The 26,007-nt window shown below is 62.4% G+C and carries 24 protein-coding genes and 1 tRNA gene; 12 read left to right on the top strand and 13 right to left on the bottom strand.

The window, feature by feature from the left end:
• The 6 genes from AC1RRC_RS19985 to AC1RRC_RS19960 all read left to right on the top strand — a co-directional run bounded on the left by AC1RRC_RS19985 (position 1) and on the right by AC1RRC_RS19960 (position 6,780).
• Positions 1-1,104: a M48 family metalloprotease gene (locus tag AC1RRC_RS19985; protein ID WP_493057270.1), complete on the top strand. Its 1,104-nt coding sequence runs from the start codon at positions 1-3 to the stop codon at positions 1,102-1,104.
• Positions 1,104-1,526, top strand: a complete 423-nt coding sequence (locus AC1RRC_RS19980; RefSeq protein WP_493057269.1) for a surface-adhesin E family protein — start codon at positions 1,104-1,106, stop codon at positions 1,524-1,526. The genes AC1RRC_RS19985 and AC1RRC_RS19980 overlap by 1 nt, the downstream gene beginning before the upstream one ends.
• Before the next feature lie 187 nt (positions 1,527-1,713).
• Positions 1,714-3,684 (top strand): DUF4214 domain-containing protein, encoded by a 1,971-nt coding sequence (locus tag AC1RRC_RS19975; RefSeq protein WP_493057268.1) that lies wholly within the window; start codon positions 1,714-1,716, stop codon positions 3,682-3,684.
• A 77-nt stretch (positions 3,685-3,761) separates the two neighbouring features.
• The gene (locus AC1RRC_RS19970; RefSeq protein WP_493057266.1) at positions 3,762-4,778 is read left to right on the top strand and encodes an XdhC family protein; all 1,017 of its coding nucleotides are present in this window, start codon (positions 3,762-3,764) and stop codon (positions 4,776-4,778) included.
• Positions 4,779-4,876: 98 nt separating this feature from the next.
• Complete coding sequence (locus AC1RRC_RS19965; RefSeq protein ID WP_493057265.1) at positions 4,877-5,767, top strand: DMT family transporter; 891 nt, start codon at positions 4,877-4,879, stop codon at positions 5,765-5,767.
• Positions 5,767-6,780, top strand: coding sequence for a DNA-3-methyladenine glycosylase family protein (locus tag AC1RRC_RS19960; RefSeq protein WP_493057318.1), 1,014 nt, complete (start codon positions 5,767-5,769; stop codon positions 6,778-6,780). The genes AC1RRC_RS19965 and AC1RRC_RS19960 overlap by 1 nt, the downstream gene beginning before the upstream one ends.
• Positions 6,781-6,840: 60 nt before the next feature.
• On the opposite strand, the gene AC1RRC_RS19955 is transcribed toward AC1RRC_RS19960, so the two are convergent.
• The 3 genes from AC1RRC_RS19955 to AC1RRC_RS19945 all read right to left on the bottom strand — a co-directional run bounded on the left by AC1RRC_RS19955 (position 6,841) and on the right by AC1RRC_RS19945 (position 10,053).
• Entirely contained in the window at positions 6,841-9,093 is a 2,253-nt protein-coding gene (locus AC1RRC_RS19955; protein WP_493057264.1) for a hypothetical protein, read from the bottom strand.
• Positions 9,090-9,848: a hypothetical protein gene (locus AC1RRC_RS19950; RefSeq protein WP_493057263.1), complete on the bottom strand. Its 759-nt coding sequence runs from the start codon at positions 9,846-9,848 to the stop codon at positions 9,090-9,092. The genes AC1RRC_RS19955 and AC1RRC_RS19950 overlap by 4 nt, the downstream gene beginning before the upstream one ends.
• A 128-nt stretch (positions 9,849-9,976) precedes the next feature.
• A tRNA-Met gene (locus AC1RRC_RS19945) sits at positions 9,977-10,053 on the bottom strand.
• Between the two features lie 174 nt (positions 10,054-10,227).
• Between AC1RRC_RS19945 and AC1RRC_RS19940 the strand changes: the two genes are divergently transcribed.
• The 5 genes from AC1RRC_RS19940 (at position 10,228) to AC1RRC_RS19920 (ending at position 14,624) form a co-directional block, all read left to right on the top strand.
• Positions 10,228-10,800, top strand: a complete 573-nt coding sequence (locus tag AC1RRC_RS19940) for an NUDIX hydrolase (RefSeq protein ID WP_493057262.1) — start codon at positions 10,228-10,230, stop codon at positions 10,798-10,800.
• Positions 10,801-10,803: 3 nt separating this feature from the next.
• Positions 10,804-11,520, top strand: coding sequence for a leucyl/phenylalanyl-tRNA--protein transferase (aat, locus tag AC1RRC_RS19935; RefSeq protein ID WP_493057261.1), 717 nt, complete (start codon positions 10,804-10,806; stop codon positions 11,518-11,520).
• A gap of 146 nt (positions 11,521-11,666) precedes the next feature.
• Positions 11,667-12,398: an arginyltransferase gene (locus AC1RRC_RS19930; RefSeq protein WP_493057260.1), complete on the top strand. Its 732-nt coding sequence runs from the start codon at positions 11,667-11,669 to the stop codon at positions 12,396-12,398.
• 72 nt (positions 12,399-12,470) lie between these two features.
• Positions 12,471-13,514: a quinone-dependent dihydroorotate dehydrogenase gene (locus AC1RRC_RS19925; RefSeq protein ID WP_493057259.1), complete on the top strand. Its 1,044-nt coding sequence runs from the start codon at positions 12,471-12,473 to the stop codon at positions 13,512-13,514.
• Positions 13,515-13,577: 63 nt separating this feature from the next.
• Positions 13,578-14,624, top strand: a complete 1,047-nt coding sequence (locus tag AC1RRC_RS19920; RefSeq protein ID WP_493057258.1) for an aldo/keto reductase — start codon at positions 13,578-13,580, stop codon at positions 14,622-14,624.
• A gap of 10 nt (positions 14,625-14,634) precedes the next feature.
• Here AC1RRC_RS19920 and AC1RRC_RS19915 read toward each other — a convergent pair whose 3' ends face one another.
• The 9 genes from AC1RRC_RS19915 to AC1RRC_RS19875 form a co-directional block, all read right to left on the bottom strand.
• Positions 14,635-16,338 carry a methyl-accepting chemotaxis protein gene (locus tag AC1RRC_RS19915; RefSeq protein WP_493057257.1) on the bottom strand — a complete coding sequence of 568 codons (1,704 nt, stop codon included), beginning with the start codon at positions 16,336-16,338 and terminating at the stop codon, positions 14,635-14,637.
• Positions 16,339-16,485: 147 nt separating this feature from the next.
• Positions 16,486-17,418: a CysB family HTH-type transcriptional regulator gene (locus AC1RRC_RS19910; protein ID WP_493057256.1), complete on the bottom strand. Its 933-nt coding sequence runs from the start codon at positions 17,416-17,418 to the stop codon at positions 16,486-16,488.
• The gene (locus AC1RRC_RS19905) at positions 17,415-18,488 is read right to left on the bottom strand and encodes a sulfate/molybdate ABC transporter ATP-binding protein (protein ID WP_493057255.1); all 1,074 of its coding nucleotides are present in this window, start codon (positions 18,486-18,488) and stop codon (positions 17,415-17,417) included. The genes AC1RRC_RS19910 and AC1RRC_RS19905 overlap by 4 nt, the downstream gene beginning before the upstream one ends.
• 14 nt (positions 18,489-18,502) lie before the next feature.
• On the bottom strand, positions 18,503-19,390 hold the full coding sequence (cysW, locus tag AC1RRC_RS19900) for a sulfate ABC transporter permease subunit CysW (RefSeq protein ID WP_493057254.1): 888 nt from the start codon (positions 19,388-19,390) through the stop codon (positions 18,503-18,505).
• Position 19,391: 1 nt separating this feature from the next.
• Positions 19,392-20,204 carry a sulfate ABC transporter permease subunit CysT gene (cysT, locus tag AC1RRC_RS19895; RefSeq protein WP_493057317.1) on the bottom strand — a complete coding sequence of 271 codons (813 nt, stop codon included), beginning with the start codon at positions 20,202-20,204 and terminating at the stop codon, positions 19,392-19,394.
• 347 nt (positions 20,205-20,551) lie between these two features.
• A complete protein-coding gene (locus AC1RRC_RS19890) occupies positions 20,552-21,325 on the bottom strand; it encodes a sulfite exporter TauE/SafE family protein (RefSeq protein ID WP_493057253.1) in 774 nt (257 codons plus the stop codon).
• Between the two features lie 148 nt (positions 21,326-21,473).
• Positions 21,474-22,112 (bottom strand): peroxiredoxin, encoded by a 639-nt coding sequence (locus AC1RRC_RS19885; protein ID WP_436264513.1) that lies wholly within the window; start codon positions 22,110-22,112, stop codon positions 21,474-21,476.
• A 135-nt stretch (positions 22,113-22,247) separates the two neighbouring features.
• Positions 22,248-23,261, bottom strand: coding sequence for a sulfate ABC transporter substrate-binding protein (locus AC1RRC_RS19880; RefSeq protein ID WP_493057252.1), 1,014 nt, complete (start codon positions 23,259-23,261; stop codon positions 22,248-22,250).
• Positions 23,262-23,370: 109 nt separating this feature from the next.
• Positions 23,371-23,766, bottom strand: a complete 396-nt coding sequence (locus AC1RRC_RS19875; protein WP_493057251.1) for a diacylglycerol kinase — start codon at positions 23,764-23,766, stop codon at positions 23,371-23,373.
• Between the two features lie 138 nt (positions 23,767-23,904).
• Between AC1RRC_RS19875 and AC1RRC_RS19870 the strand changes: the two genes are divergently transcribed.
• Positions 23,905-24,684: an IclR family transcriptional regulator gene (locus AC1RRC_RS19870; RefSeq protein ID WP_493057250.1), complete on the top strand. Its 780-nt coding sequence runs from the start codon at positions 23,905-23,907 to the stop codon at positions 24,682-24,684.
• 108 nt (positions 24,685-24,792) lie between these two features.
• On the opposite strand, the gene AC1RRC_RS19865 is transcribed toward AC1RRC_RS19870, so the two are convergent.
• Entirely contained in the window at positions 24,793-25,908 is a 1,116-nt protein-coding gene (locus AC1RRC_RS19865) for a serine hydrolase (protein WP_493057249.1), read from the bottom strand.
• Positions 25,909-26,007: the final 99 nt, after the last annotated feature.

Below are 26,007 nucleotides of genomic sequence, written 5' to 3'. Positions count from 1 at the left end.
ATGGCTGGCAAGGTAATGCGTTTGACGATGGTGTTCACTGCGGCAGGCGCCGCGACCTTGTTGGCAGGCTGTTCCACCATCTGGCCGGGCAAACCCGGCCCGGCCTCCACCGATGCGCCCGCGCCCTATGCGCCGGCGGCGCAGGAACCGCAGCCAGGCTTGTCCGCCCGCGCCGTCGCGGCGCAAGAAACCCTGAAGAACATGGTGGCGCTGCAAGACCGCCTGTCGCGCGTGTCCGCGCCCCTGTTGATCAATAATGCCGACCTGTGCCGCACACAGGCACGCAACCTGCTCGGTTTCACCGCGCAAAACCGTTACTCGTATCCCGGCGAATACAGCGAAGCGGCAGCCGCCGTGCTGGGCTATGGCGACCGCCTGCAAATCAGTTCGGTGCTGGCCGGTAGCGGCGCCGCCCGCGCCGGCTTGCGCAAGGGCGACAGCCTGATTGCCGTCGAAGACAAAGCCCTGCATGGCGGCCCGGACGCGGAAGCACAGGCGGCCGAAGTGCTGGGACCGCTGGTCGGCAACCGCGCCGCGCTGAACCTCACCATTGGCCGCAGCGGCCTGTCGCAGACCATGAGCGTGCCCGTCACGCGCGCCTGCGCGATCCGCATCCAGCTGGGCAACGCCGACAACATCAATTCCTATGCGGATGGCCACCGTGTCGCCATCACGCGCGGCATGATGAACTTCGCGCAAAGCGATGAAGCGATTGCCTACGTGCTGGCGCGCGATATCGCCCACAACGTGCTGGGCCACGCCGGCGCCATGCGCCAGACCAGTACCCAGGGCAGCATGATCGACAACCTGGTGCGCGCCAAACCCGACACGTCGCTGCTGATCGGCGGCGGCGGCATCAAACCGGTGCCGCAAGACCTCGACGCGGCAGCCGATACCCTGGCGATCTACATGTTGCAGCGGGCCGGCTATAACATCGACCGCGCCAAACCGTTCTGGCAGCGCCTGTCGAGCCAGTATCCGGCCACCGTCCTGAATGGCTATACAGCGTCGCACCCGGCGATTGCCGTGCGCATGGCGGCGCTGGACCGGGCCGTCACCGACGTCAAGGCCAAGCTGGCGGCGAAAAAACCGCTGGTGCCGTAATGCGCGCCATCTCTTCCGCACTGCTGCTGGCGGTATCGGCCAGCGCGCTGCCTGCGGCGCACGCGGCGGAATGGACCCGCATCGGCCGCGCCGCCAATCCCGCCGTGTACATCGACCTGGCGTCCGTGAAAGAAGATGAAGGCGGCCGCAGCGCCTGGGTCTTGCGCAGCTACAGCAAAGGGCAAACCGCGCCGGACGGCAAGCCTTACCGCTCGATGCGCGCGCAGCATTTATATGCGTGCAAAGACCACACCGCCACCTTGCGGGCCCAGGCGTTTTATCCGGAAGCGATGGGCCAAGGCGAAGCAGTCGGCAATTTCAAATACGAACAGTATGACGCGGAAAAAATCGCCGCCGGCAGCGTCATGGACAACGTGTCGAAGCGCGTGTGCCGTAAAAAATTGCGTCCATCGCGGCGCTGATGCAATGGCTGCCTTGCGATCCGGCAGCCTGGAAGACTGCGCCGCAGTGACGCGCCCCGGATATAACTTCTTGTTTTTCTTTACACTTTTTCTTTGCCAGCCGGCCGGGCCGCTTACCGGACACCAGCGCCAACTCAGCATTGCAATATAAGCAATAATTGTGCTTCATCCATCACATGGAGCCGCAATGACTTCTTCCACTTCTCCCTGGCCTCAACCGGGCGGACTTGCCCACGGCAGCGTGATGACCTTCGACTTTGGCATGCGCATTACGCCAGGTCCTGGCGCCATCAAGATCTTCAGCGATGACGCCAGCAATACGCTGCTCTACGTGTTCAACAAATCCACCCTGGTCTTTGGCGAGACGTCCGTGTCATTGACCCTGCCGGCCACGCTACCGTACGGAAAACAGTTCCAGCTGCAACTCGAGCGCACCCTCGTGATGGAAGAAGCAGCTTTTCCTCATGGTGCGGCCACCACGTATTTTGAACTGGAAGAGCGGCCCGCACCGGCGCCTGTCCAGTGGAGTGGCACGGTATCCGCCGATACCTTCCATGGCAGTAACGGCGTGGATTTGCTGCAAGGAGGCGACGGCGACGATGCGTTGTACGGACACGCCGGCAACGATGTCGTGCTGGGCGGCGCCAGTGGCGCGCGCGGCGATACCTTGTATGGCATGGATGGCAACGATGCGCTGTTCGGGCAGGAGGGGGCCGACACCCTGTATGGCGGCCATGGCAACGATTATCTCGATGGCGGCGAGGGCAATGACACGCTCGAAGGCAACGATGGCGACAATGAACTGCATGGCGGCAATGGCAACGATGCGCTGATGGCCATCGGCGGAACATACGATCTCCTGTACGGCGAGGATGGTTATGACAGCTTGTACCTGTGGGGCGGTGGCGGCGAGGCCTACGGCGGCAGCGGCCAGGATTACATCGGCATCCAGGCATCGAGGTTCGCGCCTGCCACGGCCCGCGTGATAGCCGATGGCGGCGATGGCAATGACTACATTCATGTTCAGGGCCGTCCGGATGCCGGCGGCGTGATGGTCAGCGGCGGCGCCGGCACGGATACGTATTCCACCTTCCTGTTCTTTGACGGCGAATACATGCCGTCGCAAATGATCGTCACGGATTTTGTTCCCGGCGCCGATGGCGATGTGATTTCCATCGCCGGCATGATTCCCGACGAGTATGCGGGCGGCAATCCGTTCGGGACGGATGGCATCCTGCGGCTGCTGCAGCAAGGCGCGGACACGCTGCTGCAGCTCGACCGCGACGGCCGTTCCGGTCCGGCGGGATACGACAACCTGATGGTGCTGCAAGGGGTGCGGCGTGCGGCGCTGACCGCGGCGAACTTCGGTGGCCTGGCGCCCGATGGCGGCCATGCCGGACTGCCCGGCGATGGCATCGGACCGTTTACAGGCACGCTGGCCGACGATATCCTGCGGGGCACCGCGGCCCCTGATCACTTGGCCGGCCTGAACGGTAACGACGTCCTGTACGGCGGCGAAGGCAACGATGAATTCAAGGGCGGCTATGGCGCCGACACGCTGTACGGCGGCGCAGGCACCGATACGGCACGCTATGATTTCTACATTGACAATCCCTACACAGTGACCGCCGGCGCCGGCGGCGTTATCGTGGCCGACAGCCGGCACCCGGACCACATCGACCGGCTCGACGGCGTGGAACGCATCCTGTTCACGCGCGACCATCGCATCACCACCGGGATCGCGCTCGATGTCGACGGTGCCGGCGGCGATGTTTTCCGCCTGTACCTGGCGGCGTTTGGCACGCAGCGGGACAGCGAGACCACCAAGCACGACCTCGGCCTGGCGCTCCACCAGACTGACCACGGCGCCTCACTCGGCGCACTGGCGCGCGGCATTGTCGCGTCCGGCGCATTTACCGAAACGTATGGCGCCCATCCCGGCAGCGCGGAACTGGTGGCGGCGCTGTACCGCAACGCCTTGCATCGCGAACCGGATGCGGCCGGACTGCAATACTGGACCGGCCTGCTGGACAGCAAGGCGATCGATGCGGGCGGCTTGCTGGCCTCGGTGGCCGGCAGCGCGGAACACCGTGCCATTGCGGCAACCATCATCGGATCGTCATTCGAGTACCTGGCTCCGTTCGCCCAGCAGTGGTAACACGGCAACGTAGCGCGCGATGACCGGTATATGCCGGCGCCGGAGCAGGGTTCCGCGCGCCGGTGTATAGTTTCGCGATGGACAGCATCGACCTCGAAGTACTGAAAACCAGCGCCGCCTGGATCGCCGCCGGCCACAAGGCCAAACTCGTCACCGTCATGAAAACCTGGGGCTCCAGTCCCCGCCCGATTGGCGCCACGCTGGCCATTTGCGACGATGGCACCGTCGTGGGCTCGGTTTCCGGCGGCTGCATCGAAGATGATTTGATTGCCCGCGTGCGCGACCATGGCATCACGCGCGACAAGCCGGAAGTGGTCAGCTATGGCATCACGGCCGATGAGGCGCACCGCTTTGGCCTGCCCTGCGGCGGCACCATCGAACTGGCGCTGGAACCACTGGGGCCGCACAGCCGCATCGCGGAATTGCTGGACATGCTGGAACAGCGCCGCCTGGTCGAACGGCGGCTGGACCTCGACACCGGCACCGTCACCCTGGCGCCGGCCGTGGCTGGCAATATCCTGGAACGGGTGGGCAATACCCTGGTGACCCAGCATGGTCCGCGCTGGCGTTTGCTGATCATCGGCGCGGGCCAGTTGTCGCGCTTCCTGGCGCAAATCGCCACCGCGATGGAATACCACGTGACGGTGTGCGACCCGCGCGAAGAATACCGGCAAGGTTGGCATGTCGACAATGTCCGGCTGGTGCATGCGATGCCGGACGACCTGGTGCTGGAAATGAAACTGGATCACCGCAGCGCCGTGGTCGCACTGACGCACGATCCCAAGCTCGATGACCTGGCGCTGATGGAAGCATTGAAATCCGATGCGTTTTATGTCGGGGCGATCGGCTCGCGCCTGAATAACAGCAAGCGGCGCGAACGGCTGGTGCAATTCGACGTCACACCTGAACAGATGGACCGCCTGCACGGTCCGATCGGCCTGTACATCGGCAGCAAGACACCGGCGGAAATCGCGATTTCCATCCTCGCGGAAATGACAGCCGTGAAAAACGGCGTGCCGTCCAGCATGCAGGTGAACCATGCCGCCGCGCCGCTGCCGCCGTCCGACAATGGCAGCACGTGCATGGTGCGCTGACGCCCGGGCAACTTAAAAGCAATTTGAAAGCAAGATTCGGCCTGCAGACATTGGCCGGCTCGGCCACAATAGCGGTTCAACTTGCCAAGTGACCCGCTATGAGCACCGCCAACCTGCTGCGTCTTATTTTGCTGGCCTCGATCTGGGGCGGCTCTTTCCTGTTCATGCGCATTGCCGCCCCCGTGCTCGGGCCGGCCGTGCTGATCGAATACCGGCTGGTGTTTGCCGCCGGCTTCCTGGCCGTGGTCGGCTTTGCCATGAAAAAGCCGCTGGACTGGCGCATCCACTGGAAGCATTACTTCATCCTCGGGCTGTTCAATTCCGCGATTCCCTTTGTGCTGTTTGCCTACGCGGCGCGCACCCTGCCCGCTTCCGTCCTGTCGGTGCTGAACGCCACCGCGCCGATGTGGGGCGCGCTGATCGGTGCGGTATGGCAGCGGCAAATGGTGTCCGGCCGCGTCCTGGCCGGGCTGGTGCTGGGTACTTGCGGCGTGGCGCTGCTGGTGGGACTCGACCACACCACCGCGCGCGCCGGCGCCGGCCTGGCGATTGCCGCCGCCCTGCTGGCGTCGTTCAACTATGGCATCGCCAGCACCTATGCGAAAACCGCGCAATCGGTGGAACCGTTTGCCAATGCGCACGGCAGCATGTGGGCGGCAGCACTGCTGACCTTGCCGCTGGTGCCCTTGATGCCCGCGCCCGGCACGCCGACACCCGGCATCATGGCGGCCGCCTTTGCGCTGGGCGTGCTGTGCAGTGGCGTTGCCTACCTGATTTACTACAAGCTGATCCGCGACGTTGGTGCCACTTCGGCCCTGACGGTGACGTTCCTCAGCCCCCTGTTCGGTATCCTGTGGGGCGTCCTGTTCCTCGGTGAAACGGTGGGCTGGCATACCCTCGCCGGTTCCGCCATCGTGATTGCCGGCACCGCCCTGGTAACGGGCTTCAAGCCGAACGTCGGCTGGCTGCGCCGCACGGAGTCCGCATGATGGCGCAACTGGAGTGGACCATTGCGCTGCCGGCAGGCTACCGGCTGGACGATGTGCTGACGTTTCACCGCCGTGATACGGAACACGTGGCCGAGCAGGTGACGCCAGATCGTTTGCGCAAAGCCGTGGTGCTGGCCGGTGTGCCGGTGTTGCTCGACATTGCGTTCGATGGCGCGGCTGGTGACTCGGCCGGTGGCACAGCAGGTGGCACCGTGGGTGGCGCTGTGGTTGGCACTGCTTGCGCCGCACCTGATGGCGCAGCGGATGGCGCAGCCCGTGGCGCCGTCGCCCACTGCACTGCCCTGGCGGACGGTCCGGCCACCGAAGCGCTGCGCGCCGCCATCCACGACGCACTGCTCAACGTGCTGGGCTTGCGTATCGACCCGCAGCCGTTTACCGCCTTGGTGGCCGGCGACGCATTGTTCGGCCCACTGGCGCGGCGCCAGCCCGGCTTGCGCATCGTGCAATCAGCCACCGTGTTTGAAGCGCTGACGTGGGCCATCATCGGCCAGCAAATCAATCTCGCCTTTGCCATTGCGCTGCGCCGCACGTTTATCCAGCTGGCCGATATCCGCCACAGCAGCGGCTTGTGGTGCTATCCGGACGCCGCCAATGCGGCGCGACTGGACGTCGACACGCTGCTGTCGCGTAAATTTTCACGCGCCAAGGCGGAAACCCTGCTGCGCTTTGCGCGCCTGGTCGACAGCGGCGAACTGGATTTGATGGTCTCCGGGCGCAACCCGATCGAGACCATCAGCGACGCGCTGCTGGCGGTCAAGGGCATCGGCCCGTGGACCGTCAATTACGGCTTGTTGCGCGGCTACGGCCATGCCGATTGTTCACTGCACGGCGACGTGGCGATCCGCGCCGCGTTGCAAGCGCTGCTGGGTGAAGACAGCAAGCCCGACATGCGCCGCACCGAACAATTCCTGCAGCGTTATGCGCCGCACCGGACCATGGCGGCGGCGCATCTGTGGGCCAGCTTGTCGCCCAAGGGCGATGGCAACGGCTGACGACTCGCTGCGCGCCGCAGGCCGGGATGTCCCTGCCGCCGCGTTGCGGGCCGCCATGCGTCAGAAATGGTACTTGGTCGCCTTCGCCCACTTGCTGCCAGGCCAGTTCTTGTGCAGCAGCGTGAACGCTTCCTTGGAATAACGGGCCCGCAATTGCTCCTTTTCTTCCTTGTCCGTGCCGTACGGGCACTCCATGCGCGTGGACGCCACCAGGAAGTGCAGCGCCTTCGGCGCTTCGTCATCGGCCGGTTTGGCTTTCGCCCACGCCAGCAGGGCCGGCGCCATGAATTCACTGCGCAGCGGCAGTTTTAAGAACGCTTGCTGCTCTTGCGCGGCCGCCGCCAGCTGCTCGGCGCCCAGGTAGCGTGGCGGCTGTGCCGGTGGCGGCGCCTCCTCCTTTTTCGCACCGTAGGCGCAGCCCCATTCACGGCTGGCGCCAAACGCATCATAGACTTTCGGATTGAGTTCCGGCGTATTCACCAGCAGCAGCGCGCCGGCCAGCTTGCGCTCGTCGCCCGGCTTGGCGTTGCGGTAGCGCGCATACAGGTGTTCGGTGGTCTTGCGGCCCCGGGCCAAGGCATCCATCAGTGACAAGGCTGTCGCTTCATCGTTCAGGATCAGCGCCCGCGCCAGCATGGTTTCCTGCAGCGGCGCTTTCCAGCGGGCCGGCAGGCGCGGATGCGCCTGCAGCGTTTTCAGTTCCGCCAGCGGCAGGTAGCGGAATACCGCCAGCGGGAAGTCGTCGTCCGTGTCCCCTTCCTGCGCCTTGGCGTCGATGGCGACACCCTGGTCGACGCCATCGGGCTTGCGCTGCGCCGCCTGGACGAATTCATCGAGCGAGCCGGCCGATGCCATTTTCAGGCCGAGAAAACGGTTATGGGTGGCGACCGACATCGATTTGCCATAAGTGGCCAGCAAGCGGTCGATGTCCTTGTCCGCCTGCGCGCCCTGTTTTTCCGCCAGCGCCAGCCGCGCCAGGTGGTATTGCACGGTCTGGTACAACGGATGTTTTGCCGGCACCGCGTGCGCCGCCTTGCGTTCCGCCTCGCTCAACTCGCCGGGCCCGGCCAGCACCACCAGCGGCGCCAGCCACATGGGATCGGCGGCGCCGGCCTTCAGCCAGCGCTGGCGCAAGCCATCGAGGCCATGCTTGCGCTGCTCGCGCACCTCGGGGCTGTGCGGGTCTTCATATACATCGGCCGGCACATTGGCCTGCATGGTGGCGATCCAGGCCGTCATGGGTTCTTTCGCGGCCAGCAGCGCAGTGCGCGGCTGCTTGTCCATCAACACCAGGTAATCGCTGAGCAGGCGCGGCGTTTCGGCTCCGAACGGTTCACTGTCAAGCTGGCGCGCCAGCGCGGCAATCCGCGCCAGCGGATCGATGCGCGCATCGACCAGCGGCAGCAACTGGCGCGCCGGCGCAAACGTGGGCGCCAGCGCTTCCAGTTCCTTGCGGGCCTGCTGCAGTTTGGCGGTCTTGGCGGCGCCCTTGCCCTCGTCATCGAGCGTCGCGCTGCGGACCAGGCAGCGCGCGGCCAGGTAGGCGCCCAGGTGTTTCCACGGCGATTTCGCATCCTGCGCCACGGCCTGGAATTGCTTGCGCGCCTGCTCGAAATTGCGCGCATAAAAATGCGCGGCGCCGGCCTGGTACGCATAATCGGCCTTCAGCCAGTCCGGCGCGTTGGCCGCCGGCGCCGGCGGCAATTGCGTGACCCGCTTCGGCAGCGGCTTGCCATACTCGTGCGGCGGTTCCGCGCAATTGGCAAACACCGCATCCTGGCCCTGCAGCCAGGCCTTGTGCCACGCATCGGGCTTGCCGCCCGCGCCCAGCGCGGCGCGCGCTTTCAACGTGACGGCGGCTTGTTTGAAGGCATCGATATGGCAATTGACGTAACTGGCGTTGTCGGTCTCGCCCATCACATCGAGCTTCATATCGACCGGCAAGCCCCATTGCTTCGCATACGCGGCGCGCTCCTTGAGCCAGCCGCCGCTGCCATTCAATTCCGCTTCATAGGCGTAATCCCAGGTGCTGCCTTTGCCGATGCGCCATTCATTCAGTTCCAGCGCCGCCAGTTGCTGCTGCGTCAGCGGCTTGCCTTTCGCCGCCTGGTACGCCAGGTAGTGGAACACGCGCCAGTAACTGCCCGCCACCACGCCGAGATTGCCGCCAGCGTATTGTTGCAGGAAGGCCGGCGCCACCTGGTATTCGGAAGCAAAGCGGTTGGCCATGAAGCCGTCGCCGCCGCTGCCGGACGCGGCAAATGGCAGGGCAAGCGGTAACGCAATCAATAACGCGGTCAGCGGTCGTTTCATGAAGTACTCCGGTCAAGGACGGCTTGCCAGCGTTCCGCCGTCCACGGTTTGGGGGAGAAATAATAGTTGCGCGGCGCATGCGAACGCAGCGCCGGTTCATCGGTGGCATGACCCATCGCCGCGCGGCAGTAGGGCCGCGCAAAACCATGGCCATCGAGCCGGTCGCGCAGCGCCTGTTCACCATCGCCCATGCGGAACGCCATCGGCACCACTTCATCGGCATGGCTGGCGGGCAGCCAGTGGTCATCCAGGCACCACGACGCCAGCGCCGTCATCGACAAGGCGAAATTGGGCGGCAACTGGCGGCGGATATCGGCCATCACCTGGCCCAGGAATGGCCGCTGCGAACGGCGCACTTCGAAATCAAGCTGCACCACGCGGCGGTTGCCGCGCTGGGCCACCCGCAGCATTTCGCGCACGATGCGCTGCTGCTGGGCGGCGGTCAGCTTGGGCGGCTTGCGCCACGAGACATCGACGTGCAGCACCGGCACCACGGCGGTGTAGTCCGGCACGAACAGCGGCGCGGTGCGGGACCGCACCAGCGCATCGTCCCCTTGCAGCATGATGGATGACGCCACGTAGGCAACGCCGATATCGGGCGGCAGCCACCTTAAATCTTCCGGCCGCTCCCAGGCCCATACCATGCGCGCAGGCAGGCGCGCCAGCGCGGGATGGCTGCCGGGCAAAGCCTCATCGCCGCACAGCGCCACGCCGGCGCCGAATGCCGCCAGTAACAAAAACAGGATGCGGATCATATTGCCAGCATAAAGGAAGCCGGAAAAAGTTGCCAACTTGCCACGTCTGGTGCGTCGCATTCGCCACAGGGGCCGGGCTGAAATGGAAAAAGCCGCTGAACCTTGCGATTCAGCGGCTTTTCGAATTCTGGTTGCGGGGACAGGATTTGAACCTGTGACCTTCGGGTTATGAGCCCGACGAGCTGCCAGACTGCTCCACCCCGCGTCTGATGTATGTATTATAGGACAGGTGCGGGGTTTAGGCAATATCAATCTTAAAAAGCCCAACAATAGAACTTATATATCTGGCACGATAAGTGCATAACGCTGGCGCGCGCTTCGCGCCAGCCATACATTAGGTGTAAAGTACAGTTCACGTTCCTGATCAATGCCGCCACCCATGAAATTCTGTTCCGAATGCGCCCATCCCGTCGAGTTGATGATCCCGGCGGGCGATAACCGGCCGCGCTACGTGTGCACGTCATGCACCACCATTCATTACCAGAACCCGAAAATGGTGCTGGGGTCGATTCCGGTATGGGAACAGGATGGGCAACTGCAAGTGTTGCTGTGCAAGCGCGCCATCGAGCCACGCTATGGCTACTGGACCCTGCCGGCGGGCTTCATGGAAAACAATGAAACCACCGGCGAAGCGGCGCTGCGCGAAACCGCGGAAGAAGCCGGCGCCAATATCGAACTCGGCCCCTTGTTTACGCTGATGAACGTGGCGCGCGTGCACCAGGTCCACATGTTTTACCTGGCCACCCTGCGCGACCTGGATTTCGCCCCGGGCGAAGAAAGCCTGGACGTGCAAATGTTTACCGAAGATCAGATTCCCTGGGAAGACCTGGCGTTCCCGACCATCCGCTCCACGCTGGAACTGTTCTTTGCCGACCGCGCCCGTATGCGCGACAGCGGCGGCACGTATGGCTTCCACACCATGGATATCGTCAAGCCGATGCGCGGCGGCTGAGTAATGATCCCCTGGCTGGACGCGCATACGCCCTTCCCCGACGTCGCCGAGGCGCTGACGGCCGATGCGCCAGGCCTGCTGGCGGCCGGCGCGGATTTATCGCCGCCGCGCCTGCTGGCCGCGTATCAGCGCGGCATCTTCCCCTGGTTTTCCGAAGGCCAACCCATCCTGTGGTGGAGCACCGATCCGCGCATGGTGTTGCTGACCAGCCGCTTCAAGGTCGCCGACAGCCTCAAAAAGTCCATCAAGAAGGTGCAGCGCAGCATGGCGGACAACGGCCCGTGGCAAGTGCGCTTCGACAGCGCCTTCGAACAGGTGATGCGCGGCTGTGCCGCGCCACGGCGCGACGGCCCCGGCACCTGGATTTCCGACGACATCATTGCCGGCTACACCGGCTTGCACCGTCTGGGCTATGCACATTCGTCGGAACTGTGGCATGACGGCGAACTGGTCGGGGGCGCATACGGTGTGTGCATCGGCCGCATGTTTTATGGCGAGTCCATGTTTGCCCGCGTGCCGGACGCGTCCAAGATCGCGCTGGCCTACCTGGTCCACTTCCTGCGCACCAACGGCGTCGAGATGATCGATTGCCAGCAAGAGACCGGCCACTTGAAATCACTGGGCGCGGCCCCGATTCCCCGCAGCGATTTCATCGCCCACCTGCGCCACGCCATCACCTTGCCCGCCATCCGCGACTGGCAGCCGTTGCCGCCGTATTGAAACACCGCAGGTGCGCTGCACCACAGTATCCCGCATGCGATTTCACATATTCCGCCAAGCCGCGTTATGATAGGGACACTCACTGATACGTGGGTGCCAGGCCTGGCGGCCCGGCTCCCAGAATCCGGCATTGATGGGATACGTGCATGACCCACTTGAATGACCTGCCTTTTGCGACGCTGCAGTTTTATACGACAGCGCCCTATCCTTGCAGCTACCTGGACGACCGCCAGGCCCGCTCGCAAGTCGCCACGCCGTCCCACCTGATCAACGCGGACGTCTATTCCGAACTGGTTCGCAACGGCTTCCGCCGCAGCGGCATCTTTACTTACCGACCCTATTGCGACGGGTGCCAAGCTTGCATCCCGGTGCGCGTGGTGGCGGGCGAGTTCATCCCGACGCGGGGCCAGCGGCGCGCCTGGATGAAGCACGGGAACCTGCAGGCGGGCGTGGCCACCTTGTCGTTCTCGGACGAACACTATGACCTCTACCTGCGCTACCAGAGCACGCGCCACGCGGGCGGCGGCATGGACCAGGACAGCCGCGACCAGTATGCGCAATTCCTGCTGCAAAGCCGCGTCAATACACGGCTGGTGGAATTCCGCGAACCGGACGGCACGCTGCGCATGATTTCCATTATCGATGTGCTATCGGATGGCTTGTCGTCGGTGTATACGTTCTTCGATCCGGACGTGCCGGGCGCCTCGTATGGCACCTACAACATCATGTGGCAAATTACACAAGCCCAGGAACTGGGACTGCCTTACGTGTACCTCGGCTACTGGATCAACGACAGCCAGAAGATGTCGTACAAGATCAACTTCCAGCCATTGGAAGCGCGCATCAAAGGCGCATGGGCTGTGATGCCACGGACGTAAGGCTTGCCGCGCAGGGTAAAATACGGGCAAATCTTATTTGCCCCATATTGACCCGTCTTTTCCGGCCCCTTCATGTCCAACAAATTCCTGTACTCCCTCGCCCGTCCCATGCTGTTTTCCATGGATGCGGAAGATGCCCACCATTTCACCCTGCCGGCACTGAAGCGCGCCGCATCGCTGGGCCTGACGCGTGCGTTCACGTGCCAGCCGAAAGCCGACCCGCGCACGGTGATGGGCCTGACGTTCAAGAATCCGGTCGGCCTGGCCGCCGGCCTGGACAAGGATGGCGCCTTCATCGATGCGCTGGCCGACCTGGGTTTCGGTTCGATCGAAGTGGGCACCGTCACGCCGCGCGCGCAACCCGGCAATCCCAAGCCGCGCATGTTCCGCCTGCCCGCCGCGCAAGGCATCATCAACCGCATGGGGTTCAATAATGGCGGCGTCGATGCCTTTGTCGCCAACGTGCAATCGTCGCGCTTTTACCAGAACAAGGAAGGCATCCTGGGCCTGAACATCGGCAAGAATGCCGATACGCCAATCGAGCGTGCGTCGGACGATTACCTGCACTGCCTGGAAAAAGTGTATCCGTACGCCAGCTATGTGACAGTCAATATCTCGTCGCCCAACACGAAAAACCTGCGCCAGTTGCAGGGTGGCTCGGAACTCGACGGCTTGCTGTCGCAACTGAAGGAAGCGCAGCAGCGCCTGGCCGACAAGCACAAGCGCTACGTACCGCTGGCCCTGAAGATCGCACCGGACATGGATGGCGACCAGGTGAAAAACATTGCCGACGCCCTGCTGCGTCACCGCATCGATGGCGTGATCGCCACCAATACCACGCTGTCGCGCGCCGCCGTGGAAGGCATGCAGCACGGCGCGGAAGCGGGCGGCCTGTCCGGCGCGCCGGTGTTTGAACTGTCGAACAACGTGATCCGCCTGCTCAAAGCGGAACTGGGCGATGCGCTGCCGATCATCGGTGTGGGCGGCATCATGAAAGGCGCCGACGCGAAAGTAAAAATGGACGCGGGCGCGCAGCTGGTGCAGTTGTACAGCGGCCTGATTTACGCGGGCCCCGCCCTGGTGCGCGACTGCGCGGACGCCATCCGCAAGGCTTGAAGCCCGGACTCATGAGCTCTGACTGCGCGGACGCCATCCGCAAAGGATAACCAAGGATAATCCATGGAATACACCACGCTCGGGACCAGCGGCCTGAAAGTCAGCAAGGTATGCCTCGGCACCATGACGTTCGGCGAGCAAAACAGCGAAGCGGATGCGCACCGCCAGCTCGATTACGCGCTCGAGCGTGGCATCAATTTCGTCGATACGGCGGAAATGTATCCGGTGATGCCCAGCCCCCATACGCAAGGCAGGACGGAAAGCTACCTCGGTTCGTGGCTGGCCAGGCCGGGCAACCGCGCCAGGGTGGTGCTGGCTTCCAAGGCGGCCGGCCCGAACCCGAACATGGTGTGGGTTCGCGGCGGCAAGCAGAATTTCGATGAAGCGAATTTGCGCGCGGCGGTCGAGAGCAGCCTGAAGCGGCTGCAGACCGACCATATCGATTTATACCAATTACACTGGCCCAGCCGCAACGTGCCGGTGTTCGGCGCGTCCGTGTTTGACCCGGCCAAGGAGCGCACGTCGGTGGCGATTGAAGACACGCTGGCGGCATTGGGCAAGCTGATCGACGAAGGCAAGATCGGCCACATCGGCGTGTCCAACGAAACGTCGTGGGGCGTCAGTGAATGCATCAAACAGGCGGAAGTAAAAGGCTTGCCGCGCATTGCGACGATCCAGAACCTGTACAACCTGAGCGCGCGCCATTTTGAAACGTCGCTGCTCGATGAAACCTGCTACCGCGACCAGGTCAGCCTGCTCGCGTACAGCCCGCTGGCGTTTGGCCAACTGTCCGCCAAATACGTGGACAACCCCAAGGCACATGGCCGGCTGACGATCTTCCCGGCCAACTGGAGTCCCCGTTATGTACGGCCAGGCGTGTTTGAAGCCGCCGCACGCTATGCGCAGCTGGCGCGCGCCGCCGGCATGACGCCGGCACGCATGGCGCTGGCCTGGTGCTATACGCGCTGGTTCGTGGCGTCCACCATCATTGGCGCCACCACCATGGCGCAATTAAAAGAAAACATCGACGCCTATGGCACGGTGCTGCCGCCGGACCTGGTGGCGGCCATCGACGCGGTGCATGCGCAGGGGCCGAATCCGGGCCAATAAGCCCGGCGCGTCAGAACTCTTCCCACCCATCGTCCTGCGTCGCCGGCGCTGTGCGCTTGGGGACGGCCTTCGGTTCCACTTTGACCAGCGCCCGCGCTGGCGCTCTTGCCACCGCAGCCCGCACCGGCGCCGCCACCTGCGCCACCTGATACTGATGCCCCGCGATCCGGAACACGCTGACCGCTTCGGCCAGCAATTGCGCCTGGTCGCGCAGCGATTGCGCGGCGGCGGCCGCTTCTTCCACCAGCGCCGCGTTTTGCTGCGTGGCGTCGTCGATCTGCACAATCGCTTCGTTCACTTGCGCAATGCCGGAACTCTGCTCCTGGCTCGCGGCGGAGATCTCCGTCATGATGTCCGCCACCTGCTTGACGGCGGTGACGATGCCATCCATCGTCGCACCCGCTTCATCCACCAGCCGCGCGCCGGTATCGACGGTTTCCACCGACTGGTTGATCAACGCCTTGATTTCCTTGGCGGCCGCCGCCGAGCGCTGCGCCAGCGCCCGCACTTCCGACGCCACCACCGCAAAGCCCCGGCCCTGCTCGCCGGCGCGCGCCGCTTCCACGGCCGCATTCAACGCCAGGATATTGGTCTGGAAAGCGATGCCGTCGATGACGGCAATGATGTCGACAATCTTGTTGGAACTTTCCTTGATGGCGCCCATGGTGGTCACCACTTCGCCCACCACCTTGCCGCCCTTGGTCGCGAAGTCCGATGCCGCCACCACCAGCGACGTGGCCTGGCGCGCATTGTCGGCGTTTTGCGTCACGGTGGACGTCAGCTCTTCCATCGATGACGCGGTCTCTTCCAGGCTGGAGGCCTGTGTCTCGGTGCGGCTCGACAAGTCCATATTACCGGACGCGATTTCATTGGTGGCGGTGTTGATGGTGTCCGAGCCGGAACGCACCCGTCCCACGGTATTGACCAGGCTTTCATTCATGTTGCGCAAGGCACGCAACAACTGGCCGGTTTCATCCTGCGTGTCGGACTCGATCTGCATGGTGAGGTCGCCCCCGGCCACCGCTTCCGCCACGCCCACGGCACGGTTCAGCGGCCCGGTGATGCTGCGCGAAATCCAGTACAGCACCAGCGACGCCAGCGCGGCGGCAATCACTGTCAAGGCAATCATCATGTTGCGCACCGACACATACGTCGCGTGGGCATCGGTGGCGGCCTTGTCCACCGCGCCGATCTGGTATTTCACCAGGTCCTGCAAGGCATTCATGTAGGCGGTCTGTTCCTTGCGCACCGTGGTAAGCAGGTACACCACATTGTCATCGCGCTTGTCCTGGTCCGCGGACTTGGTGATGAACATCGATTGCACCACCAGGTAGCGCTCTTTCGCGTCCAGCACGGCCTTGAGTTTCGCCTTGCTTTCCTGGTCTTCATCGTCGGCAATCAATTTCGACAATTTGCCCAAGTGGCCATCGATTTCCACCTTCTTGTCCTCGACCCGCTTCAATTCCTTCTTGACGGTCTCGGGGTCGGTCGACAGCATGGAATTGCGCATCGCGCGCGCAATGTCGTTGACGCCGCCAATCGCTTCATAGGCCCCGATCACCTTGGGCACCTTGTCGGTATCGAGGTCCCTTGTGGCCTCATCCACCTTGCCCAGGTTGGTAACGCCGATGACGGACATGCCGATCATGAACACCAGCGACAGCCCTAAACCGGCGGCCAGGCGCGCACCGATTTTCCAATTTCCAATGCCCATGTGACGCTCCTTCTTCGAAGAAAGATGTTGCGAGTCCGGGATGCAATGAAGATTACAAGATGGAATTCAGTATATGGCGGAATCGGCAATGTCATCAGGAAATTGTGGCGGACTGACATTTCCGCCACAGATGTCGTGGACAGTTTGTTAAGCCGCCTCTTCGCCCGCCAGTGTGCGTTCGATTTCCCGGCGGCTCAGTTCCGGCGCGAATTGCTGGATGAATTCCTGCGCATAGGCGCGCAGGTAGGCGCCACGGCGCACCGCCAGCCGCGTGGTGTTGGCGGCGAACAGGTGCGACGCCTCCACCGCGCGCAAGCCCTTGTCGCGGCCATGGTCAAAGGCCATCGATGCCACAATGCCAACGCCCAGGCCCATCGCCACGTATTGCTTGATGACGTCGGAATCCATTGCCGTCAAAACAATGTCTGGGCGCAGGCCGGCGCGTTCAAAGGCGGCATCGAGGTGGCCACGGCCGGTGAAGCCCACGTCATAAGTAATCAGCGGGAATTCCGCCAGGTCTTCCAGGTGGATCGGCGAACGCGACAGCAGCGGATGGTTGTCCGGCACCACGATCAGGTGGCTCCAGCGGTAGCACGGGAACGACACCAGGTCGGGGAATTGCGACAAGCCTTCAGTGGCGATGCCGATGTCGGCCTTGCCGGACAAGACCCATTCCGCAATATGTTCGGGCGAGCTTTGCTGCAAGGCGATGCGCACGTCCGGGAACGCGGTACGGAAGGTTTGCACCACTTTCGGCAAGGCATAACGCGCTTGCGTGTGGGTCGCGGCGATGGTCAGGGTGCCGCTGCTCTGGCCCGCGTATTCCAGGCTGGCCTGCTGCAGGTTTTCCGCTTCCACCAGCAAGCGTTCGACGATTTTCAAGATGCCCTTGCCCGGCTCGGTCAACCCCGTCAGGCGCTTGCCGTTGCGCTCAAAGATGACCACGCCGAGTTCGTCTTCCAGCTCGCGGATCTGGCGCGACACGCCAGGCTGCGACGTGTAGAGCGCGTTGGCGACTTCGGTCAGGTTGTAGTTGCGGCGGGCCGCTTCGCGGATCGAGCGTAATTGTTGGAAGTTCATATGGCGGTACCTTCATCGACAAACACATGCAAACGTTTCGGGCGCACCACCAGGGTTTCGCCATCCTTTAAACCCAACTGGCGGTAGCGCTCGTTGGGGATCACCGCCTCGATCAGTTCAGCGTTATCGGCGCGCTCCAGGTCCAGCTGGGCCAGCGGGCCGATCGCGTGCGCGCGGCGCAATTTCACGACGATGCCATCGGCGTCCGGCGTGTAGCGGTCAACATCGAGGTCGTGCGGGCGGACATAGGCGGTGCCTTTGCTGTCCTGCACCGCGCCGTGGGTTGGTATATCGAGCGCGATGTCGCCGCTGGTGATGACGCCTTCGTGCACGCGGCCGTGGAACACGTTGACGTTACCCAGGAAGCCGTAGACGAACGGCGATTGCGGGTGGTTGTAGACTTCGTCCGGCGCCCCCAATTGTTCGACTTTGCCCTTGTTCATCAAGACCACCTGGTCCGCCACTTCCAGCGCCTCTTCCTGGTCGTGCGTGACGAAAATCGACGTCACGTGCAATTCATCGTGCAGGCGGCGCAGCCAGCGGCGCAATTCCTTGCGCACTTTCGCGTCGAGCGCGCCAAATGGTTCGTCCAGCAACAGCACGCGCGGCTCGACTGCCAACGCGCGCGCCAGGGCGATACGCTGGCGCTGGCCGCCGGACAATTGCGGCGGATAGCGGTCGGCCAGCCAGTCCAGCTGCACCAGGCCCAGCAAGTCCATGACTTTCTTGCGGATTTGCGTTTCCGATGGACGCTCGGCGCGCGATTTCACGCGCAGGCCGAACGCCACGTTTTCAAACACGGTCATGTGCTTGAACAGCGCATAGTGCTGGAACACGAAGCCCACCTGGCGCTCGCGCACGTGGCGGTCCGACGCGTCGCTGCCGTCCAGCAGGACCTGGCCGGAATCCGGATGTTCCAGGCCGGCGATGCAGCGCAACAAGGTGGTTTTGCCGCAGCCCGACGGGCCCAGCAGCGCCGTCAGTTCACCGGTCGGGAAATCCAGCGACACGTTGTTCAGGGCGACGAAGTCGCCGAAGCGTTTGTTGATGTTTTTAACCGCGATGGTCATGGCTGTACTCCGTCTCAGTGTGCATTGTCCGCGCCGGCATAGTCTTCATGGAGACGCCACGCGATAAAGGATTTCAGGGCCAGGGTCACCAGCGCCAGCAAGGCCAGCAGCGAGGCGACGGCAAAGGCGGCCGCGAAGTTGTATTCGTTGTAAAGAATTTCCACCTGCAGCGGCACCGTATTGGTTTCACCGCGGATGTGGCCGGACACCACGGACACGGCGCCGAACTCGCCCATGGCGCGGGCGTTACACAAGATCACGCCATACAACAGGCCCCACTTGATGTTCGGCAGGGTCACGCGGAAGAAGGTTTGCCAGCCCGACGCGCCCAGCACGATGGCCGCCTCTTCTTCCTCACTGCCCTGCGCCTGCATCAGCGGGATCAGTTCGCGCGCCACGAACGGGAAGGTAACGAAGATGGTGGCCAGCACGATGCCCGGCACGGCAAACAGGATCTTGATGTCGTGTTCCTGCAGCCAGGGACCGAACCAGCCCTGGGCGCCAAACAGCAGCACGTAAATCAGGCCGGAAATCACGGGAGACACGGAAAACGGCAAGTCGATCAGGGTCAGCAGCAGGCTCTTTCCCGTGAATTCAAACTTGGCGATACACCACGAAGCGGCCACGCCAAAGATCAGGTTCAGCGGTACGGCAATGGCGGCGGTAATCAGGGTCAGCTTGATGGCGGCGATCGCATCGTCTTCGCGGATCGCCGTGAAATACGTTTCCCAGCCTTTTTTCAGCGCTTCGGTAAACACCGCCACCAACGGCACGAACAGGAACAGCGTCAAAAAGATCAGCGCCACGGTGATCAACGCCACCTTGACCCACGCGGGTTCCAGCGCATTGGTTTGCTGCGGCAGTTCGCCCCGGCGCACGGGTGTTACAGGTGCTCCACTCATCTTATTTCCCCTTGCCGGATTTGCCGCGGGCCCAGGCCTGCAACAGGTTAATGGCCAACAGCAGCACAAACGAAATCAACAGCATCACCACGGCAATCGCGGTGGCGCCCGCATAGTCGTACTGCTCCAGCTTGGTGATAATGAACAGCGGCGTGATTTCCGACACCATTGGCATGTTGCCGGCGATGAAGATGACCGAACCGTATTCACCGGTGGCGCGGGCAAACGCCAGGGCAAAACCGGTCAGCAGCGAGGGCAGCACGGTCGGGAACACCACGCGGGTAAAGGTTTGCCAGGCGCTGGCGCCCAGGCTGGCGGCGGCTTCTTCCAGTTCGCGCTCGGCATCTTCCAGCACCGGCTGGACAGTACGCACCACGAACGGCAAGCCGATGAAGGTCAGCGCCACCATGACACCGATCGGCGTAAAGGCGATTTTCAAACCCAACTTGGCTTCAAGGATGGAACCGAACCAGCCGTTAGCCGAATACAGCGCCGTCAAGGTGATGCCGGCCACGGCGGTGGGCAGGGCAAACGGCAAGTCCACCAGCGCGTCGACGATGCGTTTGCCGGGGAACTGGTAGCGCACCAGCACCCAGGCCACGATGAAGCCGAACACCGCATTGATGCTGGCGCCGATCAGCGAGGCGCCAAACGTCAGGCGGTACGACGCCATCACGCGGTCGGACGTCACGGTGCGGACGAAATGGTCCCAGTCCATCGTGAACGTTTTCAGGAACACGGCCGATAACGGGATCAGCACGATCAGGGTCAGGTACAGCAGGGTGAAGCCCAGCGACAGGTTAAAGCCCGGCATCACGCGGTATGGCGCCGGCCGCCTGGCCGGGTGTGGCGCCGCTGTGACCGCAGAGGTGGCCGCTGAGGAGGCCGATTGTGCGTAGGTTGCAGACATGGGTAAGCCCTTATTACAAATCCTTCTATGAGGGCGCCATATTCGCACCCATTCCGCATACGACAAACGAATGATTAATCATTTGCATAGTCGCTTACGCTATATAAGAATTGCCGAAAAGCAGGTCAATTGGGCTTTTCCCCAGTAGCGGCGCGGCTTGCACGGAAAAAGCAACAGGGCGGCGCGCCTTCCGGCACTGCCGCCCTGCATATATGGATATAACGAATATATTGGTACGCGCTGAGTGTCGGCTATGCGATCAGCTTGGCGGCGACACCCATCAGTGTCATGGCCAGCAAGGCGCGCAGGATGCGTTCCGGTACGGCGCGGGCAAACCACGAACCGATCGTGATGCCGGGCACCGAGCCGACCAGCAGGGTCACCAGCAGCATCCAGTCGATCGAACCGAGCCACCAGTGGCCGATGGCGGCAATCGCCGTCAGCGGCACGGCGTAGGCAATGTCGGTGCCCGCCACTTCGGCGGCGCTCAGGCGCGGATACATCATGACCAGCAGGGTGGCGCCAATGGCGCCGGCGCCGATCGACGACACCGTGACCAGCATGCCCAGCACGGCGCCGGCCACGATGGTGGAAATGTCGAGCGCGCGGCCCTGCAACTGGCGCTCAGGGTGGGCCGTGATCCAGTCCAGCATTTTGCGCTTGAACAGCAGCGCCACCACCGTCAGCATGACGGAGCCGGCAATCGAATAACGGATGATCTGGCCGATTTCCTTGTCCAGCGCGCCAAACTGCTTCAGTCCAATGGCGGCCACGACGGCGGCAGGCAACGCGCCATAGCACAGCAGGCGCACAATATCCCAGCGCACGGTGCCCCGTACGCGATGCGTCACGGTGCCGGCGGTTTTGGTAATGGAAGCGAAGGCCAGGTCGGTGCCCACGGCCACGGAAGGCGACACGCCAAACACCAGGGTCAGCAACGGCGTCATCAGCGAGCCCCCACCCACACCGGTCATACCCACCAGGATACCGACCGCGAAACCCGAAATGACAAACGATATATCCATGCAATTCTCCCCTAGAGTTCGCAAGGGTACGGGAGGTTGCATATACGCCAAACAACAGAGTGCTTATTTGCTTATGCGGAAGCGATGTATTTGGATATGCGGAAAATGACGATAGACAAAAAAAATGGGGCTTGCGCCCCATTTCCTGTTACTTGTTCGGCTGTGGCGTCACGCGCAGGTATGGGCGTTCGGCTTTGAAACCTTTAGGGTATTTCTGTTTCAGGACGTCCGGATCTTGCACGGTCAGCGGGATGATCACGTCATCGCCATCTTTCCAGTTGCCCGGGGTGGCCACGGTGTAGCCATCGGTCAGTTGCAAGGCGTCGATCACGCGCAGCACTTCGTCGAAGTTACGGCCGGTGCTCATCGGATAGGTGATGGACAGGCGGATTTTCTTGTTCGGGTCGATCACGAACAGGGTGCGCACGGTGGCGGTGGCCGACTGTTCCGGGTGGATCATGTCGTACAGGTTGGCGACTTTCTTGTCGGCGTCAGCGATGATCGGGAAACCCACCACGGTTTTCTGGGTTTCTTCGATATCCTTGATCCATGCCGTGTGCGATTCCACCGGGTCCACCGACAGCGCGATGGCTTTGACGTTGCGCTTGTCGAATTCCGGTTTCAGCTTGGCGGTCAGGCCCAGTTCGGTGGTGCAGACTGGCGTGAAATCGGCTGGATGGGAGAACAGGACCACCCACGAATTACCAGCCCACTCATGGAATTTGATCGGGCCGATGGAGGATTGCTGCTCGAAATCTGGGGCGGTGTCGCCCAGGCGCAGGGTCATACGTATCTCCTGAAAAGTTTAATCAATGATCATGTTGCCGAATGCGCATTGTGCGCCTGATCTGGCCGCATTGGCAACATGGTCATATTGTGACTGGTATGGGGAAGCCCGGCCCGCAGGCCAGGCGTCCCTGTGTTACTTGCCTGGCTGATAAATCTGATCGAACAGGCCGCCATCGGCGAAGTGCGTGTTATGCGCCTTGGCCCAGTCACCCGACACTTGCGCCAAGGTGAACAGTTTCACGCTCGGGAATTGTGCGGCATATTTCTTCGCTTCTTTTTCCACCGTTGGACGGTAGTAATTCTTCGCGATGATTTCCTGCGCTTCGTCGGTGTACAGGTAGTTCAGGTACGCCTCGGCCACTTTGCGGGTGCCGCGCTTGTCCGCGACTTTATCGACCACGGCCACTGGCGGTTCCGCCAGGATGGACACGGATGGCGCGATGATGTCGAACTTGCTTGGCCCCAGTTCCTTGACCGCCAGCAGTGCTTCGTTTTCCCACGCCAGCAGCACGTCGCCGATGCCGCGCTCAACGAACGTGGTGGTCGAACCGCGGGCGCCGGAATCGAGCACCGGCACGTTTTTGTACAGCTTGGTCAGGTAATCCTTGGCGGTGGCCGGGGTGCCGCCTGGCTGGCGCAGCGCGTAACCGTAAGCGGCCAGGTGGTTCCAGCGGGCGCCGCCGGAGGTTTTCGGATTCGGCGTAATCACCGACACGCCGGGTTTCACCAGGTCGCCCCAGTCCTTGATGCCTTTCGGGTTGCCCTTACGGACCAGGAACACGATGGTCGAGCTGTATGGGGTGCTGTTGTGGGTCAAGCGTTTTTGCCAGTCCTGGGCCAGCAGCTTGCGCTCGGCAATGGCGTCAATGTCATACGCCAGCGCCAGGGTCACGACGTCCGCTTCCAGGCCATCGATGACGGCGCGGCCCTGTTTGCCGGAACCGCCGTGCGATTGCTTGATTTTCACGGTATCGCCGGTCTTGGCCTGGTAATACTTGGCAAAGGCGGTGTTGACGTCCTGGTACAGTTCCCGGGTGGGGTCGTACGATACATTGAGCAAACTGAATTCTGCAGCCATTGCTGGTGCTACAGGAGCGATTGCGACAGCGGAAACAGCCAGTGCAGCGAAAAGTTTCTTGTACAGCATCTTATTAACCCCGTTTTGGTTGAACTTTGGAAGCTCTAGATTACGGGGCGCGCTTATACTTGAGAACTAAGCATTTCAAGCATCCATATGCATTGAAAGCATAAACGGCTTACGCGAACCGCTGTACCAGTATCGTGGCCCAGACGGCCGCTGCCAGCAGGCCAGCCAGCAATACAGCGGCGCTGCCAAAGTCCTTGGCGTTTTTCGACAATGGATGGCGCTCCAGTGAAACGCGGTCGACCACGGCTTCGATCGCGGAATTGATCAACTCGACAATCAGCATCAGCACAATCGAACCCAGCATGGCCAGCCGCTCAAAGGCCGACACCGGCAAGGCAAACGCCGCCACCGTCGCCGCCGCCAGCAACATCAATTCCTGGCGGAACGCATGTTCGGACTGCAACGCCGTCTTCAATCCATCAAACGAGTAAAACAATGCGGAGACGATCCGCTTGAAGCCGCTTTTGCTTTTGAATTCGCTGATGGGTTGATCCGGTTGGGCCATAGCACAAAATGATAGAAGAGTCACTGACACGGTGCGCCATTATGCCCGCTTCATAGCGCACGCGCGTGCCGGAATTCCCATTTTTTTCACATCATGGTATAAATTGGGTATCTGATACTGCATTGCACCAACCATAATATGAAAATCGAACCTATTCCAGAGCAAAAGACGACCATTCAGGTCATCGAGCGCATGGTGGCCTTGCTCGACGCGTTGGCCAAGTATCCGGACCCGGTGAGTTTGAAGGAACTCTCTAAAGTGTCCGGATTGCACCCCTCGACTGCCCACCGCATCCTCAACGACATGGTGATTACCCGCTTTGTCGACCGGATCGAGCCCGGCACTTACCGCCTCGGCATGCGCTTGCTGGAGTTGGGCAATGTGGTGAAAAGCCGCTTGTCGGTGCGCGAAGCGGCGCTGGACTTCATGCGCACCCTGCACAAGAAAACCCAGCAGACCATTAACCTGTCGGTGCGCCAGGGCGACGAGATCGTGTACATCGACCGCGCGTTTTCCGAACGCTCCGGCATGCAGGTGGTGCGCGCCATCGGCGGCCGTGGTCCACTGCACCTGACGTCGACCGGCAAGCTGTTCCTGTCGGTCGATGATCCGAAAGCCATCCGCGCCTATGCCACCCGCACCGGACTGGCCGGCCACAACAAGAATTCCATCACGGACCTGGCCAAGCTGGAACGCGAACTGAGCCTGGTGCGCGCCCGGGGCTATGCGCGGGACAACGAAGAACTGGAGCTCGGTGTGCGCTGCATGGCGGCCGGCATCCGCGACGATTCCGGCAAGCTGGTGGCCGGCCTGTCGATTTCCGCCCCGGCCGACCGGCTGCAAGATGAATGGCTGGAAGACCTGATTAGCACTGCCAACCAGATTTCCGCCACCTTGGGCTATACCCATCAAGAGTGATCCCCCGCATGTCACACCTTGGGGTCTGACCCCGGCGTGTGACATTGCATGAGATGACGCAAGTAAAAAGGCCGGCGAATTGCCGGCCTTGCTGTTTGCGGGTACAGGTTACATGCCCGACGAATACGCCTGGGGCGCCGCGGCGCCACTGCCGACCGAAGTGCTGGCGCCAATGATGCTGGACGGCTTGATGGCTTCCAGCCATTTGCGCACGCGGCCCGCATCCGCGGCGCGGGCCGCGGAACCTTTCGCATCGAGCAGCACCATGATGACGGCGCGGCCCTGGATCACCGCTTGCATCATCAGGCAGCGCCCCGCCTCATTAATAAAGCCGGTCTTTTGCAGCCCGATTTCCCAGCCCGGCGTGGCGATCAGGCGGTTGGTGGTGCCGAAGTGCATCGGACGGCCACTGGCTTCCACCACGGCTTTCGGCGCCGTCGAATATTCCCGCAACACCGGGTGCTGGTAAGCGGCCATCGCCAGTTTCGCCAGGTCGCGGGCGCTGGCCATGTTGCGCTTGGACAAGCCGCTGGAATCCACGTAATAGGTATCGGACATGCCCAGCGAACGGGCCTTGGCATTCATGGCATCGACAAACGCCGGCAAGCCGCCCGGATAATTGCGGCCCAGGGCCGAGGCGGCGCGGTTTTCCGAACTCATCAGCGCAAGTTGCAGCATCGATGCCCGCGTCAGCTGGGTGCCGACTTTCAGGCGCGAACCCGTGTGCTTTTCCTGGTCGATGTCGTCATCCGTGATGGCCAGCACTTCATCCATGTCCTGGTTGGCTTCCACCACCACCAGGCCGGTCATCATCTTGGTGATCGAGGCGATTGGCAAGGCCACATTGGCATTTTTTTCAAACAGCACTTCAGAATTGGCCTGGTCCAGCACGTACGCCACATTCGATTGCAGCGCCAGCGCGTCCGGCGTCAAGCCCAGCCCGGCCAGTTCACCCATGGTGGGCGACGCCAGCGCCGGGGCGGCGGTCAGGATGCGCTGGTACACGACCTTGCGCTTGCCATTGACGGTGATGACGCGGCGTACTTTACGTTCGGCGTCCGGTGCAGCGGCGACGCGCAGCGGCAGCCTGGCGGCCTTGGCTTTGCCTTCCCCCTTGACCTTCTTGACCGACGTTTTGCGCGCACCTTCCTTGGCCTGTACCGCCGTCACGGGTAACGTGACACACAAAGCCGTTAACAACGCGCCAATAGCAAATTTGTTCATTCCAATCCCCACAATGCAGTGTGACTACTCCCGTTGCAGTGTAGCAAAACGTTGGCCGCCCGCAAGCATCCGGCAGCGCATTTTTTCATTCTGCGCGGC

The organism is Pseudoduganella sp. GW821-FHT12E03 (genome assembly GCF_058807115.1).
This window is presented reverse-complemented; position numbering and strand designations above follow the sequence as displayed.

Bases quoted from the DNA above. Each gene is read 5' to 3' on its own strand.
- AC1RRC_RS19925 (WP_493057259.1), top strand. From the start codon at position 12,471: ATGTCCAACAAATTCCTGTACTCCCTCGCCCGTCCCATGCTGTTTTCC.
- AC1RRC_RS19965 (WP_493057265.1), top strand. From the start codon at position 4,877: ATGAGCACCGCCAACCTGCTGCGTCTTATTTTGCTGGCCTCGATCTGG.
- AC1RRC_RS19870 (WP_493057250.1), top strand. From the start codon at position 23,905: ATGAAAATCGAACCTATTCCAGAGCAAAAGACGACCATTCAGGTCATC.
- AC1RRC_RS19880 (WP_493057252.1), bottom strand. From the start codon at position 23,261: ATGCTGTACAAGAAACTTTTCGCTGCACTGGCTGTTTCCGCTGTCGCA.
- AC1RRC_RS19955 (WP_493057264.1), bottom strand. From the start codon at position 9,093: ATGAAACGACCGCTGACCGCGTTATTGATTGCGTTACCGCTTGCCCTG.
- aat (WP_493057261.1), top strand. From the start codon at position 10,804: ATGATCCCCTGGCTGGACGCGCATACGCCCTTCCCCGACGTCGCCGAG.
- AC1RRC_RS19890 (WP_493057253.1), bottom strand. From the start codon at position 21,325: ATGGATATATCGTTTGTCATTTCGGGTTTCGCGGTCGGTATCCTGGTG.
- AC1RRC_RS19970 (WP_493057266.1), top strand. From the start codon at position 3,762: ATGGACAGCATCGACCTCGAAGTACTGAAAACCAGCGCCGCCTGGATC.
- AC1RRC_RS19920 (WP_493057258.1), top strand. From the start codon at position 13,578: ATGGAATACACCACGCTCGGGACCAGCGGCCTGAAAGTCAGCAAGGTA.
- AC1RRC_RS19910 (WP_493057256.1), bottom strand. From the start codon at position 17,418: ATGAACTTCCAACAATTACGCTCGATCCGCGAAGCGGCCCGCCGCAAC.
- AC1RRC_RS19915 (WP_493057257.1), bottom strand. From the start codon at position 16,338: ATGGGCATTGGAAATTGGAAAATCGGTGCGCGCCTGGCCGCCGGTTTA.
- AC1RRC_RS19905 (WP_493057255.1), bottom strand. From the start codon at position 18,488: ATGACCATCGCGGTTAAAAACATCAACAAACGCTTCGGCGACTTCGTC.
- AC1RRC_RS19865 (WP_493057249.1), bottom strand. From the start codon at position 25,908: ATGAACAAATTTGCTATTGGCGCGTTGTTAACGGCTTTGTGTGTCACG.
- AC1RRC_RS19940 (WP_493057262.1), top strand. From the start codon at position 10,228: ATGAAATTCTGTTCCGAATGCGCCCATCCCGTCGAGTTGATGATCCCG.
- AC1RRC_RS19950 (WP_493057263.1), bottom strand. From the start codon at position 9,848: ATGATCCGCATCCTGTTTTTGTTACTGGCGGCATTCGGCGCCGGCGTG.
- AC1RRC_RS19930 (WP_493057260.1), top strand. From the start codon at position 11,667: ATGACCCACTTGAATGACCTGCCTTTTGCGACGCTGCAGTTTTATACG.
- AC1RRC_RS19975 (WP_493057268.1), top strand. From the start codon at position 1,714: ATGACTTCTTCCACTTCTCCCTGGCCTCAACCGGGCGGACTTGCCCAC.
- AC1RRC_RS19875 (WP_493057251.1), bottom strand. From the start codon at position 23,766: ATGGCCCAACCGGATCAACCCATCAGCGAATTCAAAAGCAAAAGCGGC.
- AC1RRC_RS19960 (WP_493057318.1), top strand. From the start codon at position 5,767: ATGGCGCAACTGGAGTGGACCATTGCGCTGCCGGCAGGCTACCGGCTG.
- cysW (WP_493057254.1), bottom strand. From the start codon at position 19,390: ATGAGTGGAGCACCTGTAACACCCGTGCGCCGGGGCGAACTGCCGCAG.
- AC1RRC_RS19985 (WP_493057270.1), top strand. From the start codon at position 1: ATGGCTGGCAAGGTAATGCGTTTGACGATGGTGTTCACTGCGGCAGGC.
- cysT (WP_493057317.1), bottom strand. From the start codon at position 20,204: ATGCCGGGCTTTAACCTGTCGCTGGGCTTCACCCTGCTGTACCTGACC.
- AC1RRC_RS19885 (WP_436264513.1), bottom strand. From the start codon at position 22,112: ATGACCCTGCGCCTGGGCGACACCGCCCCAGATTTCGAGCAGCAATCC.
- AC1RRC_RS19980 (WP_493057269.1), top strand. From the start codon at position 1,104: ATGCGCGCCATCTCTTCCGCACTGCTGCTGGCGGTATCGGCCAGCGCG.